General features: G+C 62.7%; 16 protein-coding genes. 4 read left to right on the top strand and 12 right to left on the bottom strand.

The window, feature by feature from the left end; translation table 11 throughout:
- Nucleotides 1–24: 24 nt before the first annotated feature.
- Nucleotides 25–327 (top strand): nucleoside triphosphate pyrophosphohydrolase family protein, encoded by a 303-nt coding sequence (locus tag ACVWZ4_RS32285; RefSeq protein WP_092230424.1) that lies wholly within the window; start codon nt 25–27, stop codon nt 325–327.
- 57 nt (nt 328–384) lie between these two features.
- On the opposite strand, the gene glsA is transcribed toward ACVWZ4_RS32285, so the two are convergent.
- Nucleotides 385–2,232: a glutaminase A gene (glsA, locus tag ACVWZ4_RS32280; RefSeq protein WP_456734868.1), complete on the bottom strand. Its 1,848-nt coding sequence runs from the start codon at nt 2,230–2,232 to the stop codon at nt 385–387.
- Between the two features lie 132 nt (nt 2,233–2,364).
- The gene (locus ACVWZ4_RS32275) at nt 2,365–2,586 is read right to left on the bottom strand and encodes an acetyl-CoA carboxylase biotin carboxyl carrier protein subunit (RefSeq protein ID WP_456705257.1); all 222 of its coding nucleotides are present in this window, start codon (nt 2,584–2,586) and stop codon (nt 2,365–2,367) included.
- Nucleotides 2,587–2,681: 95 nt separating this feature from the next.
- On the opposite strand from ACVWZ4_RS32275, the gene ACVWZ4_RS32270 reads away from it, so the two are divergent.
- The 3 genes from ACVWZ4_RS32270 (at nt 2,682) to ACVWZ4_RS32260 (ending at nt 6,160) form a co-directional block, all read left to right on the top strand.
- The gene (locus tag ACVWZ4_RS32270; RefSeq protein ID WP_456741947.1) at nt 2,682–3,656 is read left to right on the top strand and encodes an IclR family transcriptional regulator; all 975 of its coding nucleotides are present in this window, start codon (nt 2,682–2,684) and stop codon (nt 3,654–3,656) included.
- Complete coding sequence (locus ACVWZ4_RS32265; protein WP_456741946.1) at nt 3,586–5,145, top strand: acyl-CoA carboxylase subunit beta; 1,560 nt, start codon at nt 3,586–3,588, stop codon at nt 5,143–5,145. Before ACVWZ4_RS32270 ends, ACVWZ4_RS32265 begins: the two co-directional genes overlap by 71 nt.
- Before the next feature lie 472 nt (nt 5,146–5,617).
- Entirely contained in the window at nt 5,618–6,160 is a 543-nt protein-coding gene (locus ACVWZ4_RS32260; RefSeq protein ID WP_456703140.1) for a hypothetical protein, read from the top strand.
- Nucleotides 6,161–6,197: 37 nt separating this feature from the next.
- Here ACVWZ4_RS32260 and ACVWZ4_RS32255 read toward each other — a convergent pair whose 3' ends face one another.
- The 10 genes from ACVWZ4_RS32255 to ACVWZ4_RS32210 all read right to left on the bottom strand — a co-directional run bounded on the left by ACVWZ4_RS32255 (nt 6,198) and on the right by ACVWZ4_RS32210 (nt 17,118).
- Nucleotides 6,198–7,673, bottom strand: coding sequence for an FAD-binding oxidoreductase (locus tag ACVWZ4_RS32255; protein WP_456734870.1), 1,476 nt, complete (start codon nt 7,671–7,673; stop codon nt 6,198–6,200).
- A gap of 180 nt (nt 7,674–7,853) precedes the next feature.
- Nucleotides 7,854–8,384 (bottom strand): TadE/TadG family type IV pilus assembly protein, encoded by a 531-nt coding sequence (locus tag ACVWZ4_RS32250; protein ID WP_456703142.1) that lies wholly within the window; start codon nt 8,382–8,384, stop codon nt 7,854–7,856.
- 17 nt (nt 8,385–8,401) lie between these two features.
- The gene (locus ACVWZ4_RS32245; RefSeq protein ID WP_456703143.1) at nt 8,402–8,968 is read right to left on the bottom strand and encodes a TadE/TadG family type IV pilus assembly protein; all 567 of its coding nucleotides are present in this window, start codon (nt 8,966–8,968) and stop codon (nt 8,402–8,404) included.
- 11 nt (nt 8,969–8,979) lie between these two features.
- Nucleotides 8,980–10,521, bottom strand: coding sequence for a TadE/TadG family type IV pilus assembly protein (locus ACVWZ4_RS32240; protein ID WP_456703144.1), 1,542 nt, complete (start codon nt 10,519–10,521; stop codon nt 8,980–8,982).
- Between the two features lie 348 nt (nt 10,522–10,869).
- Complete coding sequence (locus ACVWZ4_RS32235; protein ID WP_456742299.1) at nt 10,870–12,249, bottom strand: carbohydrate porin; 1,380 nt, start codon at nt 12,247–12,249, stop codon at nt 10,870–10,872.
- Nucleotides 12,250–12,400: 151 nt separating this feature from the next.
- Entirely contained in the window at nt 12,401–13,009 is a 609-nt protein-coding gene (locus tag ACVWZ4_RS32230) for an inorganic diphosphatase (protein WP_456703145.1), read from the bottom strand.
- Between the two features lie 403 nt (nt 13,010–13,412).
- Nucleotides 13,413–13,688 carry a DUF3303 domain-containing protein gene (locus ACVWZ4_RS32225; RefSeq protein ID WP_456703146.1) on the bottom strand — a complete coding sequence of 92 codons (276 nt, stop codon included), beginning with the start codon at nt 13,686–13,688 and terminating at the stop codon, nt 13,413–13,415.
- 130 nt (nt 13,689–13,818) lie between these two features.
- Nucleotides 13,819–14,250: a YybH family protein gene (locus ACVWZ4_RS32220; RefSeq protein WP_456741945.1), complete on the bottom strand. Its 432-nt coding sequence runs from the start codon at nt 14,248–14,250 to the stop codon at nt 13,819–13,821.
- A 262-nt stretch (nt 14,251–14,512) separates the two neighbouring features.
- Entirely contained in the window at nt 14,513–15,808 is a 1,296-nt protein-coding gene (locus tag ACVWZ4_RS32215; protein WP_456703148.1) for an MFS transporter, read from the bottom strand.
- Between the two features lie 113 nt (nt 15,809–15,921).
- Nucleotides 15,922–17,118 (bottom strand): acetyl-CoA C-acyltransferase, encoded by a 1,197-nt coding sequence (locus ACVWZ4_RS32210; RefSeq protein WP_456703149.1) that lies wholly within the window; start codon nt 17,116–17,118, stop codon nt 15,922–15,924.
- Between the last annotated feature and the right edge of the window lie 51 nt (nt 17,119–17,169).

Below are 17,169 nucleotides of genomic sequence, written 5' to 3'. Positions count from 1 at the left end.
CAGGCCTGGCTAGCGAGGGATGTCATGACGATCGACGAATATGCGGTCTGGGCCGCAACCATTGCGAAAGTCGACGAGCATCCGTCGAACGAGCGGCTCTCCTATCTCGGGCTGGGCCTCGCCGGTGAATCCGGCGAGGTCGCCGAGCACATCAAGAAGCTCCTGCGCGACAACTGGCTCGACAAGGCGGGGCTCGTCGAAGAACTCGGCGATGTCATCTACTACTGGGCCTGCCTGTGCGCCGCGACGGGCCAGCAGCCGTCCCAATTGCTGAATGCCAGTGCCGCCAAGATCAAGCGACGTATCAGCGAGGCTGCCAGCCGCTAACGCAAGATATGGGTTGAGGACGGGATCACCTCTCCCCGACGGCGAGAGGTGAGGGGGTCACGTCGACGTCAAGATATCGACCTTGGTGTTGGCGACGATCAGGCGATCGGCAAGCAGCTGGGCCAGATTGCGCATGATGCGCTCGCTCGCCCGCGGGTGCTGCCTGCGAAAACGCTCGAAATCTTTCAACGGCACCTCGAACGCAGTGGCCGCCATGTCCGCGAACACGTCCGCGGAGCGCGTCGCCTCGATCAGGGCCATCTCGCCGAAGGCCATGCCGGCGGTCAGCGTCGCCAGCCGTACGCCGTCGGGCAGGGTGACATGCACCGCGCCGCTGCGTAGGAAGAACAGGGCGTCGGCGGGATCGCCGGTCGTGAGGATCTTTGCGCCGGACTGATAGGTCCTGACGGTGCAGATCGAGGCGAGGTCCGTCAGCTCCTCGGCGTCAAGGCCGTCCAGCAATGGCTGCTCCGACAGCTCGGTGGTCTCGTGAAAATCGATGGAGCCGCCGTAGCGGTAGACGATCTGGTCTTCCGCCCATTCGATCGCCGTGTCGAGCAGATAGAAGTCGCGGACGTTCTTCAGCTCCGCCGTCCACTCGCGTAAGCTGTCCCATTCCCTGGAGGCGCGACGGACCCCTGAAATCACCACAGTGACATCAAGCGCGGCGAGCTCCTCGAAGGCTTCAGCGATCAGCCGGGCGCCGGCGCGGGTGGTGGAGGTCACGCGATGCAGGTCGAACACGACGATTTGCGGCCGTGGCTGCCCTGCGAGCCTGCGCGTCACGTAGTCGACGGCCGACAGCGACAGCACGCCGACCAGCTCGATCACACGCACAGCCTGCTCATGCGCGGCGAGGATGTCGCGCTCCTGCTGGCGGCGGACGCGGCGGGACGGGCTCTTGCCGATGTCGTAGTCGGCGATCACAGCGTTGCGCGCATCGTCGCTGCGGTTGAGCATGTGCAGGTCGTAATGCGAGGACAGCGCCTCGCAGACCTTGATGCCGCGCAAGCTGTTGCCGTGCGAGTCGAGCTTCGGGGAATAGCTGCCGAGCCCGAGGCGGGCCGGAAGCGCGGCCAGGATGCCGCCGCCAACGCCGCTCTTGGCGGGGATGCCGATGCGGTAAATCCACTCGCCGGCATAATCGTACATGCCCGAAGACGTCATCACCGACAGCGTGCGCGAGATCGCATACGGCGTCAGCACCTGCTCGCCGGTGACAGGATTGACGCCGCGATTGGCGAGCGTCGCCGCCATCACGGCGATGTCGCGCGCAGTCACCAGCACGGCGCATTGCCGGAAATAGACGTCGAGCACGCCGGCGACATTGTCGGAGATCACCGCATTGGTCTTGAGGAGATAAGCGATGGCGCGGTTGCGGTCGCCGGTCTGGCTCTCGGAGGTGTAGACGGCCTCATCGACGGCGAGGTCGCGCCCGGCAAAGCGGCTGAGAGCGAGCCGGATCTGCTCGAAGGCTTCTTCGCCCTTGCTCGCATGGATCAGCCCGGTACAGGCGATCGCGCCGGCATTGACCATGGGATTGAACGGATGGTTCTCGGCATTGAGCCGGATCGAGTTGAAGGGATCGCCGGAAGGTTCGACGCCGATCGCGCTCTCGACCTTGTTCGCACCGAGCAGATCCAGCGCCAGCGCGAACACGAATGGCTTTGACATCGACTGGATGGTGAAGGGCACCCTGGAGTCGCCGACCTCGTAGACATGGCCGTCCAGCGTTGCGAGGCTGATGCCAAAATGGGCAGGATCGGCCTTGCTCAGCTCGGGAATATAATCCGCGACATGGCCCGCGGTCTCCGCGGAGAATTCGTTGAGGCATGCGTCGAGAAACCGCAGCAGCGGCGGCTTCGACCGGGTCCAGGCAGAGGCGGGGAACGGTTGCGCTATCATCGCGTCACTTGTGCAACGCAATCCTGGCATGCGCAAGCTGCTCGGTCCCATCTAAATGCCTAGTGCAAGCTGTCGCGCACCGTCGCGAGACCGTGTGATTCAGAATGTCGCGGATGAAATTGCGGTGCCTCCTCAGCTCGCGACGATCGCAATCGCTTGGCCTTCGGCAACAAGGTCATCGATCTTCACGAGCAGTGATTTGAGCGTGCCCGATACGGGCGAGGGCACCGGTATCTCCATCTTCATGGCTTCGACGAGCACAATTTCGTCGCCATCGCCAACGGTTCCTCCAACTTGCACGGGAGTTGCGCAGACGCGGCCGGCGACCTCCGTGATGATCTTAATTTCTGGCATGCCATCGCCTTTTTGTTGTCGTCGCAAAATGCCTGAGGTAGCGTCGTTCACAAAGTGGAATTTAATTCCGCAGAGCGGAACAAACGGTAGGGATCATGGGACGACGTTCGGAGCGGTTGAGCAGGCAAGGTGCACTCGCTGGCGATGCTGGTGAAGGTGATGTCATTCAGGTCGTGTCGCGCGCGTTCGACGTGTTGCGATGCTTCGAGGGCCACGAGGCGAGGCTCGGCAATCTCGAGATTTCGAATCGCTGCGGCTTGCCGCGCTCGACGGTGTCGCGGCTCACGCACACGCTGACCCGGATGGGCCAGCTCGTGTATCTGCCGCGCGACCAGAAATATCGAATCGGTCCGAGCGCGGTGGCGATGAGCGCCTCGATGATGAAAGGCGCGCAGCTGCGCAGCATGATCCGGCAGCGGCTGCAGGAAGTCGCGGAGCAATTGCCTGGTACGGTCGGCTTCGTCGTGCCCGATCGTTTCCATCTCGTCTACCTCCAGTTCGCGCGATCGGCCTCCGCGCTCGGCTTGCACGAGGGCACCGGCAGCCGCATCTCGATGGCCTCGACCGCCGCGGGCGCGGCCTATACGGCGGCCTTGTCGCCTGACGTCGGCGACGCCTTCATCAACGAGATGGAGCGCGAAGCGCCCGAGGCTGCAAGGATCCTGCGGCCCCGCATCGAGGCCAACAGGCAGTCGCTGCGCGAGCGCGGCTATGTCGTGGCCTGCGGCCTGTGGAGCCCGCACATCAACGGACTCGCGGTGCCGATCTGGTCGCCGCAGTATCAGACCTTCGTGGTCATCACGATCGGCCTTCTCTCGGCGATGTATGACGAGCAGCGTCTGCATGCCGAGGTCGCGCCGCAGATGACAGCGCTCGGCCGCTCGCTCGGCAGTCTGCTCGAAGGCGCCGAAGGCGACGTTTTCAACAACAGGATCTCGCGCAAGCCGGTCGCAATCGCCGTGCACAACAATAACAAGCCGATGAGCTCGGAGGGAGTGAATGAACTGGAAGCCGGAACTCGACGAGCTCGCCCGGCGCGAAGCCTTCGCGCGGGAGATGGGCGGCGTTGACAAGGTCAAGCGACAGCATGACCAGGGACGGCTGACTGTTCGGGAGCGTATCGACAAACTGATCGACAAGGGCAGCTTCCACGAGATCGGTGCCGTGTCCGGCATCGGTGAGTATGATCCGCTAGGCGAGCTGAAGACGGTGACGCCGGCGAACTGCGTGTTTGGCCGCGCGCGCGTCGACGGCCGAACGGTGGTGGTCGTCGGCGACGATTTCACCGTGCGCGGCGGCTCGGCGGACGCCTCGATCTCGGCAAAGCCGCTGATGGCGGAAGAGATGGCGCACGATTTCCGCCTGCCCATCATACGGCTCATCGAAGGCTCCGGCGGCGGCGGCTCGGTCAAGACCATCGAGACCAAAGGTGCGGCGAATTTGCCCGGAGGCATCGGCGGCACCCGCTGGTATCGCTTCACGACGGAAAACCTGTCGCGCGTGCCTGTTGTCGCGCTCGGCCTCGGCTCGGTTGCGGGTTTAGGTGCCGCGCGCCTTGCCGCCAGCCACTATTCCATCATGACGCGGACGTCGGCGATGTTCGTCGCGGGGCCGCCGGTGGTGAAGGCCTTGGGCCAGAACCTCTCGAAGGAAGAGCTTGGCGGCGCCGACATCCAGACTCGCGCCGGCGCGGTCGATCATGCCGTCGACACCGAGGAGGAGGCCTTTGCCTGTGCGCGGCGCTTCCTCTCTTATCTGCCGTCATCGGTCTACGAGCTGCCGCCGACCTTGCCCTGCACTGATGATCCGGAGCGCAGCGAAGAGGCGCTGATGAATGCGGTGCCGCGCAACCGCAAGCAGGTCTACAAGATGCGCCCTGTCATCGAGCAGGTCGTCGACAAGGGCTCGTTCTTCGAGGTGGCCGGCAATTTCGGCAAGCCCGTTATCGTTGGTCTTGCACGACTCGAAGGCAGGGCGGTGATGCTGCTTGCCAGCGACAGCTTCCACTATGGCGGCTCCTGGACCGCGGATGCCTGCCAGAAGGTGGTGCGCTGGGTGGATTTCGCCGAGACCTTCCACCTCCCGATCGTCTATCTCATGGACTGCCCTGGCTTCATGATCGGCCTCGATGCAGAAAAGGCGGCCACCATCCGTCACGGCGTGCGCGCCATGGCGGCGGTCAACCAGACTACCGTGCCCTGGTGCACCGTGATCCTGCGCAACGCGTTTGGTGTGGCTGGAGTCGTGCACCAGCCCGCCGACCGCTTCTCGATCCGCTACGCCTGGCCGTCGGCCTATTGGGGCTCGCTGCCGCTCGAAGGCGGCATCGAGGCCGCCTACCGCGCCGACATCGACGCGGCCGAGGACAAGGCGGCGAAGCTGAACGAGATCCAGGAGCGGTTGAACAAGCTGCGCTCGCCGTTCCGCTCGGCCGAGAAATTCTGGGTCGAGGAGATCATCGATCCCAGGAAGACGCGCCCACTGCTCTGCGAGTTCGCGCGTCTCGCCGAGCCGCTGCGCAAGGCGGGCGCGCCGCAGAATTTTTCGATTCGACCGTAACGCCCCGGCAAAAAAGCGCGATGCCGGGAACGATATTCGGCGTGCCGAATTCAACGCGAATGAGGAACCTGTCTTTCGGCATCAGCGCTCTCGCCGCCGCGCTGGTTTTCCTCGTGATTTGGCTGGGCCAGCACGAACGGCACGCGTCGATCGAGCGCCTCGAGAATTGGGAGCTTCGGTCACCGTCTCAGCGCTAGCGGCGACGTCGTGATTCGATGCAAAGGGGGCAGTCGTCGTGCCCGCTACTGGTGCGCAAGGCGCACCTGATCACATGTTGCAAGTGTTCGAAACGCGGGCGGGCAATCGTTCTTACTCTGCGAGTTAATCATTCCGCTCGCAACGTGTGGCATATGAGGATGGACGAGACCGGCTCATAATTGCAGCCATTTTCGGCCGTCCTTTAGGCCCATTTCAGCCAAACTGCTATTGGTTTCTCATTGCCGGGGTAGGGCTTCGCATTTGGAGTCCTGCAATGTTCAAGTCAGTATTTTCTGCGTGTCTCTTCGTTATCATTAGCTCTATCGCTTCAGAAGCAAGACCCTACCACATCGTTCGAGCGACTGAATGCAATGTCGTCATGCCTTGCGACTTCTCGAATGTGCAAGCGCGTCGCGAGCACGTGTCTAGGTACACACTGCAAGCCTACCGTTCAAAACAACTCACGGCTGACGCCGCCGGCGCCGCCACAGTTGTGACCGTCTCCGGCGCTCGGATCGTCGGCGGCCGGCCGGCCGGTTGCCCTTCGGCCTTCTGCGGCTGCGGCGCGTCGCTGCGCGTGTTCGGACGCATCGTGCCGGAGCTAAATCTCGCAGCCAACTGGCTGCGCTTTCCGCGCACCGCGCCGGCCCCGGGAATGGTCGCGGCGCGTCGCGGCCATGTCTTCGTTCTGGAGCAGTCCCTCGGAGGCGACATGTGGATGGCGTACGACGCCAATTCGGGCGGTCACGCAACGCGCATGCATGCGCGTTCGCTGCGGGGCTACACTATCGTCAACCCGCGCGCCTCGATGAGTTGAGAGCGAGTTGAGGGAATGGTGAGGTGCCCCGGCCCAATCACACCCGGAGCACCTTGCCGGGATTCATGATGTTCTGCGGATCGAGCGCGCGCTTGATGGTGCGCATGATGTCGAGTTCGGTCTTCGACCGGTAGTGGCTGAGCTCGTCGAGCTTCTCGATGCCGATGCCGTGCTCCGCCGAGATCGAGCCGCCCATGGAGGTGACGAGATCGTTCACGGCGCGCGTGAGGGCGGCGGTGTACTGGTTCAGTGTCGGCTGATCCATGCCGATTGGCCCCATGAACGAGAAATGCAGGTTGCCGTCGCCGATGTGCCCCAGAGGGTAGGGCCGAATGCTCGGGAGAATGTCGAGCACGGCCTTGAGCCCCTTGTCGATGAATTCGGGAATCCGGGAGATTGCGACCGATATGTCGTAGCTGATGCCAGGACCCTCGGCGCGGGAGGCCTCCGCCATGGCTTCCCGGATGCGCCACATGTTGCGCGATTGGCTGACGGTCTGCGCGATCACCGCGTCGAGCACGCGACCGGCCTCGAGTTGATCGGCGAGAAACGCCTCCAGCTTCTCCGACATGCCATCAGCTCCGTCTTGCCGTGCGCGCGAAGACGACCATTCAAGCAGCAGATACCACGGCGTATCCGCCTTGAGCGGATCCTGGACGCCCGGAATATGGCGCATCACGAGGTCGACCGCGGCGCGGCTCAGCAGCTCGCAGGATCCGACATTGTCCTCGGAGGCCGCATGCGCCTCAGACAGGATCTCGAGCGCGGCGCGCGGATCGCGAACGGCCAGCCACGCGGTGCAGACGTCCTTCGGCGCCGGCCACAGCTTGACCACGGCCTTCGTGATGATGCCGAGCGTTCCCTCCGCGCCCATGAAGAGATGCTTGAGGTCGTAGCCGGTGTTGTCCTTCTTCAAGGCACGCAGTCCGTCCCAGACGTCGCCATTGGGCAAGACGACCTCGAGGCCCAGCACGAGATTGCGGGCGTTGCCGTAGCGCAGCACCTGCACGCCGCCCGCATTGGTCGAGAGATTGCCCCCGATCATGCAGGAGCCCTGGGCACCAAGGCTGAGCGGCAGGAATCTGTCGTGACTGGCCGCTGTCTCCTGCAGCGTCTGCAAGACGCAGCCGGCCTCGACCGTCATCGCATAGCCCACGGGATCGACGTCCAGCACGCGGTTCATCCGGCCGAGCGACAGCACGATGCCTGTATGCGCCGGCCAGGGCGTGGCGCCGCCCATCAGTCCGGTGTTGCCGCCCTGCGGCACGATTGCGACGCCGTGCGCATTGCAGAGCCGGACGACCTTCGAGACCTCCTCGGTGCTGCCGGGACGTACGACCGCGCCGGCGCTGCCGAACAGCTGCCCGCGCCAATCCGTGACGAACGGCTGCTTGCCGTGCTCATCCTCGATGAAACCCTTCTCGCCCACGATCGCGCGCAACGCGTCGCGGAGCTGGGCGGTCAAAGGAGCGGTTGGAATGGCAGGGACGGGCGACGGAAAGGCGGTCGGCATCTTGTTTCCTCTGGCGCATCTTGGTGTGCACTGCGCGCGAAGCGCTTGAGGAGCATTGTCCACGTTTGGGACGGGAAGTCTAACGGCAATATCGGTAACGTCAGGACAATTTCCCGCAACGTCTCTCAACGCCAACATCCTGCGGCCGCGAGAACCCAAGGTCCTCCGGATACCCCGGCTTCAGCTGCACGGATACTGCACGACCGAGGAAACGCGCGGATACAGGTAGTAGCTCTCGCTGATCGGCATGGTCCCGCTGATCGTATAGCCAAGGTTGGGGGTGTATTGGTACGTGACCTCGCCGAGCAGCAACGATACATTGGAGGGCGAGGGGGTGCCGAGGGCCGTTGGCAGAGTGATCGGCTGAGCTACCGGGCGTGGGGTGCCGTTGAGCGCTTTGCTCCAGGTCACGGTCGCTTTGCCGTTGGCGTCCGTGGATACTTCCGACACGACGACCGTCGTGTTCGCCGAAGAATAGGGTGCGATCGTCGCCGCCGACGCGCCAAGCATGGCGCCCAGCGTCGTGTCGGTGACGCATGCGTTTCGTGACACCAGATCCACGACCGTGTGGGCAGTTTCACTGACCTTGACGCTGATCGCCATCCCGTTGCCGAGCTCGACGCCGCCCACATAGAGCAGCAGCATGAACGGCACCACGATGGCGAACTCCGTCGCGGCCACGGCGCGCGTGTCCACCCAGAAGTTCCGCATGCGATGAGGCGTCCGGCTCATGAGTTGACAAAAGCCTCGTTCATGAAAGCCGTGGACGACATGATCAGGCGGCTGCTGTTATTCGGCTGGTTTGCCAGAGTGAAGCCGAGTGGACCCAGGAAAACCGGCCACAGATACATCACCCGCACGACCACGATGTCGCCCTGATTGCCGGGGTTGAATTGCCAGACATTCGTCACCTTTCCATTGCCGTCGTAGGTGAGGGTTGGCAGGGCCGTGTTGGTCGAGCTCCATGAGTTGGCAACCTGGACGTCGATCATCAGGCCGCTGCAGTTGAACAGGATCACGACGTTGGAGCAGACCGCGCTGGCAAACTGGGCCTGGGTCATGCCCTGGGCCTGCGCCTGCCCCGTCAGGATCGCCCGGCTCGATTGGTTCACCACCTGTTCCAGGAGCTGCTGCGCAAAGAAAACCAGGAAGGTCTGGATGATCGCGACCAGCAGGGCGATGAAGGCCGGGGCGATCAGCGCGAACTCGACCGCGGTTGCGCCTTTCCGGTCGGCAAAGAACGCGCGCCAGCGGCGGCGGCGTCTGGTTGTGGGCACGGCGTGCGTGGCGGTCATGTTTGCTTTCTCTATTGAGTCAGGCGGGGGTCGGACGCGACCTTGAGGAATAGAGCCTGGAGAGCGCTGGTGATGTCGCCGTTGGTCGACACCTTCTGATACAAATCGGGAGATGAGGCGCAGGTTTGCAGGTTTGTCTCGATCTGGCTGGTCGAGCCGGTGGACGTTCCATTGAAGGGGTAGATCCAGCTATCGTACCAGTTGTTCGTTTTATGGAGCGCCGCGTCGTCATACTCTGTGTAAAGCACGGCGATGCGGATCTTCCTGTTCTTGATGGTGGTGCAGATCGTGGGGTCGAGCGGCTGCTGGCAGCGCTTGCCAGTGAGAGTCTTGTTGCAGGAGCCCGTGTATGCGTCGGTCGTAATGTTCACGTCTTCAACGCCGTCGGTCACGAGGAACACCACTTCCTGTGGCGTATCGTTGGTGACGTTGGTGCCGTTCCCCGGATTCGGCATGATCTTGTTGAGACCGCTCAATGCGCCCGCGATGCTGGTGTCGGCGTCGCTATTGTTGTTCGACGATGTCAGCCAGTTGTTCTTGTAGACTGGCAGGACCGCAATGTTGTTGGCGTAATTCTGGATGGTCGCTACCGTGTAGCTGGTTGTCGAGTTGGGCGTCACGGGAGTTTGCACCACCCCCGGTTTTCCGGAAGGCGCGAAGATCGGCGAGCTGCTGTTCAACTGCCAATCAAACGTATAGATCGCGACCCCATAGGTATTTCGATTGGTGGTCGATACGCTTTGTGCTGTCGTCATCAGGGATTGGACGGCCTGCTTGACACGGTCGATGCGTAATGTGACGCCGAGATTGCGGGCAAGCTGGTAGTTGTCAATTCCGCCTGGATTGCCCAGATTGTCTGCGGCGGGATTGGTTTCGTGGCATGCGAATCCGCACCCTTTGTACCCGCTCGAGTCGACCTGATTTTGCGTGTTGGCGATCAGCTTGCTGATGTCGGCCGATGTCGCGCCGATAGCCATGGAAGGCGAGTCGTCCAGCAAGAGATAGAAGTTGATGTTGGGGGCGCCCTGGTTGCGTGCCAATGACTGACCTGTGAACGGCCAGTTTGCCTGTTTGAGCACGCTCGGGAAGGCATTGTTCGCCGTCGCGTTGTAGCAAATCTGAACGTTGCGAACGACTTGGTTGTTCGAGTTGACGGGGTCAGCATAGACTGCGTCCACGCCGGGGCAGGCGGCGTAAGTACAGTATCCCGTCGTGGCATCGGGTTTGCTGCAGTTGACAGCGACCGTGAGATTTGGCTGCGCCGGCAAGTTGTTGTTGCTCACCAGAGCATTCGCCGTGACGTTGAAGACGTTCTTCGCTGCGGTCTGCGCCGCCTGCGGGCTCTGCTGCATCATTGCCGAGGTGACTGTGGCGACGGCGGCAGCGTCGCTGGCCGAGTCGAGGTTCACCTTCATGTGTTGCGTATGCGTGTAGTCCAGCGCCATGCCCAGCAGAAAGATGGTCGGAACCATCACCAGCGCAAAGATCACGGCGACGTTGGCCTTGCGATCTCTGGCAAAACGACACAACCAAGCGCGGAGCATGATCTTCATCCTAATCGCCTGAGTCGCGGCAAAGGCAATTTTCTCTGGCTTATCAAGGACCGAGGAACGCGACCGGGCGGCCTCTGCCGACTTCTCGGCAGAGCGGAACTTTGAAGATGCCCCGTTAAGCAAGGCTTACGCGGATCGCGCGAACATGGGCCGCCGAAATCCGCCGTTGCCGGATTGAACGGCATCATTAACGAGGGCTAAACGCAGCCAGGACAATTAAAGCGAGCTGTTACGGAAGACTGGCTGGGCTCGCGCGACCTGATCGATCCCGTGATGGGCCGGCGGCATTGCGGGCCGCTCCGGCCGCCAGCAAGCGGTCGGTTGCGCGAGCAGGATCTTGCTTGCGGCCTAAAATTTCAGCGTCGTTCGCAGACCTAGCACCGCAGCGTTCTTGAGCGCCTTGCCCGGCATTGGTCCCAAGGGGTCGGTCGCCCCTCCGCCGGGATGGATGATGTATTGGAAATTCGGCTGAAGGGTCCAGCCATCGCGTAGCTGATACTGGTAGACGGCCGTCAAAAGTCCTTCGAAGCTGCGCGCCGGCCAGGATGGCCCGACCATCGCCCGATAGTCGGCGTCGAGCGCCTGGGCTCGCTTCGAGACGTGGGCGTAACCAGCCGCGATGCCGAACTTGTCGTCGGGACGCTTGTCGCTCAGTCCGATCAACTCGAACCCGGCGTCCGCATAGAGATCGATCAGGTTGCGGTCGGCTGGCGCACCCGAGACGCGGGCGAACACGCCGATTCCGCGATCGTCGCTCTTCGGCACGCGATAGAGCTGCTGCTCGAAGACGGCCCATCCTCCGACATCACCCGCCAACATGAGGGGCGTACCGCTGCTGGCCGCAGCGGCGAGTGACACTCCATTGTTGGCAAGTTGCAGATCGGAAAACGATCCGAAGTGACGCCAGCCACCGAGCTTGATTTGCCCCGTCAGATTGGGATCGCCCTTTTTGTTGTTCCAGGCATACTGGATCTGGCCAAGGAGAAGGGGTGGATCGTTGACGCGGAAATTGACGCCGTAACGGTCGCGCTCTTGCGGATCGCCGGGACCAGGGCCCGCCTGGTTGCCGTCGAACACGCCGCCAAGCACAGACAGGTGATCCGTCACGTTGACCAGCAGGCGGGTGCCCATCGCGGCCAGTGGCGGTGAAGGCCCGCCGCTTGGCAGGTCCAGCGATGTGATCGCCGGCCAGCCCATCGAGGCGTTGGTAAAGACGTCGGTGTATTTCGTATTGAAGAACTCGCTGTCGGCGGCAAGCTGACCGAACTTGAGCGAGACCTTCTTGTCGCCCCACTGCTTCTCGAAATAGGCTTCGTACAAGCGGGTGGACGGCAGCGCTTCAATGCCGCTGACGACCAGGAAATTGCCGAGATAATTGCGCGACAAGCCCTCGCCGTGAATCTGGAACATGTTGGCGTGAAAGGTCAGCTTGTCGATTCCGGCGAGCTTCTGCAGGTCGACGTCGACCGCGAGATTAAGCCGGCCTTCGTAGATCACACCTTGCTTGAGGCCGCCCGTGACATTTCCGAGCGTCTCGCCGATGTAGGTCGCGGCAAACTTGACTCCATGTTTTTCGAAGGGGTTTGGCAGAAGCCCAAGCGTCTTTTCCTCAACGGTGCTTTCGCCGGTATCGGGATCGGCGGGCTTGTCGTCATCGGTTTTCTTGTCGTCCTGTGCGACAGCGTGCGATCCTGCAAGCAGGCTCGCAAAAGCCGTGGCCTGTATCAGGCACTTGGCTGACCTGCTCAGCTTGAATCGCAACAAGATGCGGCCCCCTGGAATGGAAGGATGCGCGACCGCTCAAGGGGCGCCCCCGCCGAGGGTACAGTGGCACCTGATGGGCTTCCGCGCACCTAACATTTGTTGATGTTCCGGCGTTTTAACTGGACAAACGTTTAATGGTCTTCACGGCGTGCCGGGGTCCGCGCCAGCCCAGGAACTCGAGCTCCTTGTTCTCGAGCACGTTGGTGGCACGGAAGAACTCTTCGAGTTCGCCTCGCGCGCGCGAAGGCAGATGGCGGATGTCCCGCAGGTCCGTTTCGAGCGGCGATCGATCGGGTACCGCGAACACGCGATCATTGCGCTCCCTCTTGCCCTTGCTTTTCTGCTCCATCTCGAGAATGCCGATCGGTTTGCATTTGAGGACGACGCCAGGATACGTGCGCGCATCATGTATGATCAGGACGTCGAGGGGATCTCCATCCGGAGCTTTGGTCGAAGGGATGAAGCCCCAATCATAGGGATAGCTGAGCCCCGCCATCAGCGGTTTCGCGAGGGTGAAAATGTGGAATTTCGGATCGAAGTCCAGCTTGCATGTGCTCGCGCGGGGAGTTTCAACGACCGCGAACACGTGGTCGTCGTCCGCCCATGTCGGAAGCTTCAGGACGTTCGTCATCTCGTACTCTTTCCGTACACTCTCATACCTCCGGTTCTCTAAGAACTGAAGCACGTCAACGATCGTTCCAGATTTCATCGATTGGATCGCCACGGACAGATTCGGTTCTGGGACCCGTCAGCGACAGGATGACGTTGCCGTTCCGATCGAGGGAGATCGTATGGTCGAAGCTGCGGCGACCATTTTCCAGGGCGAGGAAGATGGCGCAGACGCCGGATGACGGCCCGATCACGGCCAAAGGACACGATGGGAGGAACGATTTCCGGCGCGCCGCATTCAACGCGTATGAGGAACCTATATTTCGGCATCAGCGCTCTCGCTGGTGCGCTGGTTCTCTTCACGATCTGGCTGGGCCAGCATGAACGGCAAGCCTCGATCGAGCGCCTTGAGCAATGGGAGCTTCGGTCTCCGGCTAAGCCCTAGCGGCGACGAGCATGTCACTACCGCCGGTTCGGCGGCGGCAGTGACGTGGAGATCGATGATGAGCGCTTGACGGTCAACGTTTGGGGAGTGACGCCATGACCTCGCCCGCGTCTCCGTCCTCGAGGCAAGGCGTGACTGTCAATGGAAGCAGGTCAGACCATTGCGCGAGCCAACGATACATGGCTTTCGGATCACTCGATTCAGAGATCGCAAATCCCTGTCCATTCATGCCATGCCAGCGACCGAGCATCCTGACGCCCTCCGGGGGCGCGCCACCGGTCTCCAGAAAGCGGGCGACGGCTGCGTTGAAGGTTCCTTGGGGTACGCTCCAGGTGGTTATGAATTTCATGCGATTCTCCCATGACCAGAATTATCGGATGAATGTCGCGGCTGTGCCGCGTAGGCACGATAGCGCCGGCGTCTCGAATGACAACGGCGAATGAACAGGTGCGTCGGTTTGATCCAGTTGCCGTAAGACGCTATTTGCCGTCGTTCCAGATGTCGGTGGTCAGCTTCCAGTCCTCCCCGACTTTCTCCCACACGACGACATATTTTCCGCTCACCTCCTGCGGGGAGGCTCCCTTGGTCCTCAATACGAACGTGCCGATCTCGCGTGCCGCGGACGAGCCTAGCGGTTTGACATCCAGCGTTGTGAGCTTCGGATCGGTGACTTGTTCAGCCATGCTTTTCCACATTGCCTCGATGGCCGTTCGGCCCTTCACCATCGCGGACCCCGGTGGCAATGCGATCGCATCCGCGCTGTAGAGGGACGCAATCCCGGAAAAATCGCCCTTGTTGAACAGTTCGAGCCATTTCGCATTGTTCGCGTCGATCTCGGCCTTCTGAGCCAAAGCCGGCGCGCTCAACGAGATCACGATTGTCGTCGCTAATGCTATGTTGCGCATGATCATCTCCAGACCAATGTACGATGCGGATGCAGGGCAGTCGCCAGTCTCGACAGAGGATGCGTTGAATGACGCATCCCAACCCCGGGGCAGGCGCGACAGCAATTCCGGGGAATTACCGTCAGCACCATTGACGAAGCTGCGCAGTGGATTGCAAGCGCTCGCGCCCGGCCTTGCCTGCGCCCGTTCTCAAGAGAGGGGCGAAGAAGAGAGCAAAGCTCGGGCGAAATGAGCCGCGAGATAGCGGACGTGTGTCCCGGCCGGAGTGCTAGGCCATCGCGGGTTTCGCCTGTGGCTTCGGCTGTCGCGACAACGCCAGCACGATCAGAGAAGCGAACACGCAGAGCGCGCCGGCGATAAAGAAGGCAGGCAAATAGCTCTGCAGCAGCGTCCGCGACAGGCCCGCGCCGAATGCTGCGGTGCCGGCGCCGAGCTGATGGCCGGCGAAGATCCAGCCGAACACCAGGTTGGCGCGCTCGGGTCCGAATTTCTGCGCGGTGAGGCGCACCGTGGGCGGCACCGTCGCGATCCAGTCAAGGCCGTAGAACATCGCGAAGAGCGACAGGCCATAGAACGAGAAATCGCTGAACGGCAGGAAGATCAGCGAGAGCCCGCGCAGGCCATAGTACCAGAACAGGAGATAGCGATTGTCGTAGCGGTCCGACAGCCAGCCCGACATGATGGTGCCGAAGAAATCGAAGATGCCCATCGCCGCCAGCAGGCTTGCGGCCTGAACCTGCGGGATGCCGAAATCGAGGCACATCGGGATCAGGTGCACCTGCACGAGCCCGTTGGTCGAGGCGCCGCAGACGAAGAACGTCGCAAACAGGATCCAGAACGCAGATGACTTCGAGGCATCGCGCAGCGTGCCGAGCGCGACTGCCGTGATCGAGCCGTTGCTCACCGGCGGAGCGGGCAAGGGCTCGGTGCCTTCGTCGCCGAAGGGACGCAGGCCCACATCGCTCGGCCGGTCGCGCATCACGAGCGCGACGGCGGTCGCCGAGACGCCGAGCATGATGCAGACGAAGCCGAGCGCGAGGCGCCACCCGTAACGTTCGGTCAGGCTTGCGAGCAGCGGCAAAAACACGAGCTGGCCGGTGGCGACGCTCGCAGTCATGACGCCGATGACCAGGCCCCGGCGCGCCGCAAACCAGCGCGTCGCGATGGTGGCGCCGAGCACCAGCGCGGTCATGCCGGTGCCGATGCCGATCACCACGCCCCACAGCGCCACGAGCTGCCAGACCTGCGTCATGCCGAGCGAGAGCACCAGCGCGGAGACGACGATGAGCTGCGCGGTCAGGGTGACGTTGCGCAGGCCGTAGCGATTGAGGAGGGCGGCGGCAAACGGCGCCATCAGCCCGAACAGGATGAAGCGGATCGACAGCGCCGAGGAGATTTCAGCCGTGCTCCAGCCGAACTCCTTCTGCAAGGGAACGATGAATACGCCGGGCGCGCCGACGGTGCCGGCGCTGATCAGCGCGGCGAAGAAGGTCACGCCGACCATCACCCAGCCATAATGGATGTTGCGACGGCCGAGTGCGGCCGAAAGCCAGTTCGAGATCATTGCCCCTCAATCCAGGTTGGCGGGGTCAGGGACACCCGCGTCATCGTTGCAGTCTGGCACGGGAACGGGAAGTCTGAAATGACGGACTTCCCTCATTTTCGGACTTCAGCGCGTCAGAGTGCGGGACGCTCCACCGCGATCGCAGTGGCCTCGCCGCCGCCGATGCAAAGCGCCGCGACGCCGCGCTTGAGGTTGTTGGCCTCGAGCGCATGCAGCAGCGTTACGATCAGCCGCGCGCCGGTGGCGCCAATGGGATGACCGAGCGCGCAAGCGCCGCCGTTGATGTTGAGCTTGTCACGGGGAATGCCGAGGTCGCGCTGCGCCGCCATCGCCACCACGGCAAAGGCCTCGTTGATCTCGAACAGGTCGACGTCACCGGCGCTCCAGCCGACCTTGTCGAGCAGCTTTCGGATCGCCGGGATCGGCGCCGTGGTGAACCATTGCGGCTCCTGGCTGTGGGTGGCATGGCCCTTGATCTCGGCAATCGCTTGCAGGCCATTGCGATCGGCGAGCGACCGCTTCGTCAGCACCAGCGCTGCGGCGCCGTCGGCGTTGGCGGAGGAGGCCGCCGGCGTGATGGTGCCATTGGCGCGGAAGGCCGGCTTCAGTCCGGGGATCTTGGCCGGATCGACCTTCAGCGGATGCTCGTCATTGGCGATGATGCGCGGACCTGCCTTCTCGGTCAGCGTGATCGGTGCGATCTCGGCCTTGAACGCGCCGCCCTCGACCGCCTTGCGCGCGCGGCCCAACGTTTCCATCGCGTAGGCGTCCTGGTCCTTGCGGGTGAACTGATAGGCTTCGGCCGTGGCTTCGCCGAAATCGCCCATGGAGCGGCCGGTCTCGTAGGCGTCCTCGAGACCGTCCATCATCATGTGGTCGATGATGCGATCATGGCCGGCGCGATAGCCGCCGCGTGCCTTCGCCAACAGATACGGCGCGTTGCTCATGCTCTCCATGCCGCCGGAGACGACGATTCCGGCCGAGCCGGCGCGGATGATGTCGTGCGCCAGCATGGTCGCCTTCATGCCGGAACCACAGACCTTGTTGACGGTGGTGGCGCCGGTGGCATCGGGGAGGCCCGCCGCTCGCGCCGCCTGACGCGCCGGCGCCTGGCCCTGGCCGGCCGGCAGCACACAGCCCATGAACACCTCGTCGACCTTTTCGGGCGCAAGCTTGGCGCGTTCCAGCGCGGCATTGATCACATGCGATCCGAGCTTGTGCGCGGCAAGCGGCGACAACTCGCCCATGAAGCGGCCGAGCGGGGTGCGGGCGGCGGAGACGATGACGACGGGATCGGCGGTTTCAGCCATGACGAAGCTCCCTGCGATGGCGTTGGATGATGATCATCATATGATGCGGCG

The organism is Bradyrhizobium sp. USDA 4472 (genome assembly GCF_054058595.1).
Note: the sequence above shows the minus strand (reverse complement) of the source record. Positions and strands in the feature narration are given on the sequence as shown.

Excerpts from the sequence above, each read along its gene's own strand:
- ACVWZ4_RS32285 (WP_092230424.1), top strand. The coding sequence starts at position 25 with ATGACGATCGACGAATATGCGGTCTGGGCCGCAACCATTGCGAAAGTC.
- ACVWZ4_RS32260 (WP_456703140.1), top strand. The coding sequence starts at position 5,618 with ATGTTCAAGTCAGTATTTTCTGCGTGTCTCTTCGTTATCATTAGCTCT.
- ACVWZ4_RS32265 (WP_456741946.1), top strand. The coding sequence starts at position 3,586 with ATGAACTGGAAGCCGGAACTCGACGAGCTCGCCCGGCGCGAAGCCTTC.
- ACVWZ4_RS32270 (WP_456741947.1), top strand. The coding sequence starts at position 2,682 with ATGGGACGACGTTCGGAGCGGTTGAGCAGGCAAGGTGCACTCGCTGGC.
- ACVWZ4_RS32220 (WP_456741945.1), bottom strand. The coding sequence starts at position 14,250 with ATGATCATGCGCAACATAGCATTAGCGACGACAATCGTGATCTCGTTG.
- ACVWZ4_RS32255 (WP_456734870.1), bottom strand. The coding sequence starts at position 7,673 with ATGCCGACCGCCTTTCCGTCGCCCGTCCCTGCCATTCCAACCGCTCCT.
- ACVWZ4_RS32215 (WP_456703148.1), bottom strand. The coding sequence starts at position 15,808 with ATGATCTCGAACTGGCTTTCGGCCGCACTCGGCCGTCGCAACATCCAT.
- ACVWZ4_RS32250 (WP_456703142.1), bottom strand. The coding sequence starts at position 8,384 with ATGCGGAACTTCTGGGTGGACACGCGCGCCGTGGCCGCGACGGAGTTC.
- ACVWZ4_RS32275 (WP_456705257.1), bottom strand. The coding sequence starts at position 2,586 with ATGCCAGAAATTAAGATCATCACGGAGGTCGCCGGCCGCGTCTGCGCA.
- ACVWZ4_RS32210 (WP_456703149.1), bottom strand. The coding sequence starts at position 17,118 with ATGGCTGAAACCGCCGATCCCGTCGTCATCGTCTCCGCCGCCCGCACC.
- ACVWZ4_RS32225 (WP_456703146.1), bottom strand. The coding sequence starts at position 13,688 with ATGAAATTCATAACCACCTGGAGCGTACCCCAAGGAACCTTCAACGCA.
- ACVWZ4_RS32245 (WP_456703143.1), bottom strand. The coding sequence starts at position 8,968 with ATGACCGCCACGCACGCCGTGCCCACAACCAGACGCCGCCGCCGCTGG.
- glsA (WP_456734868.1), bottom strand. The coding sequence starts at position 2,232 with ATGATAGCGCAACCGTTCCCCGCCTCTGCCTGGACCCGGTCGAAGCCG.
- ACVWZ4_RS32240 (WP_456703144.1), bottom strand. The coding sequence starts at position 10,521 with ATGAAGATCATGCTCCGCGCTTGGTTGTGTCGTTTTGCCAGAGATCGC.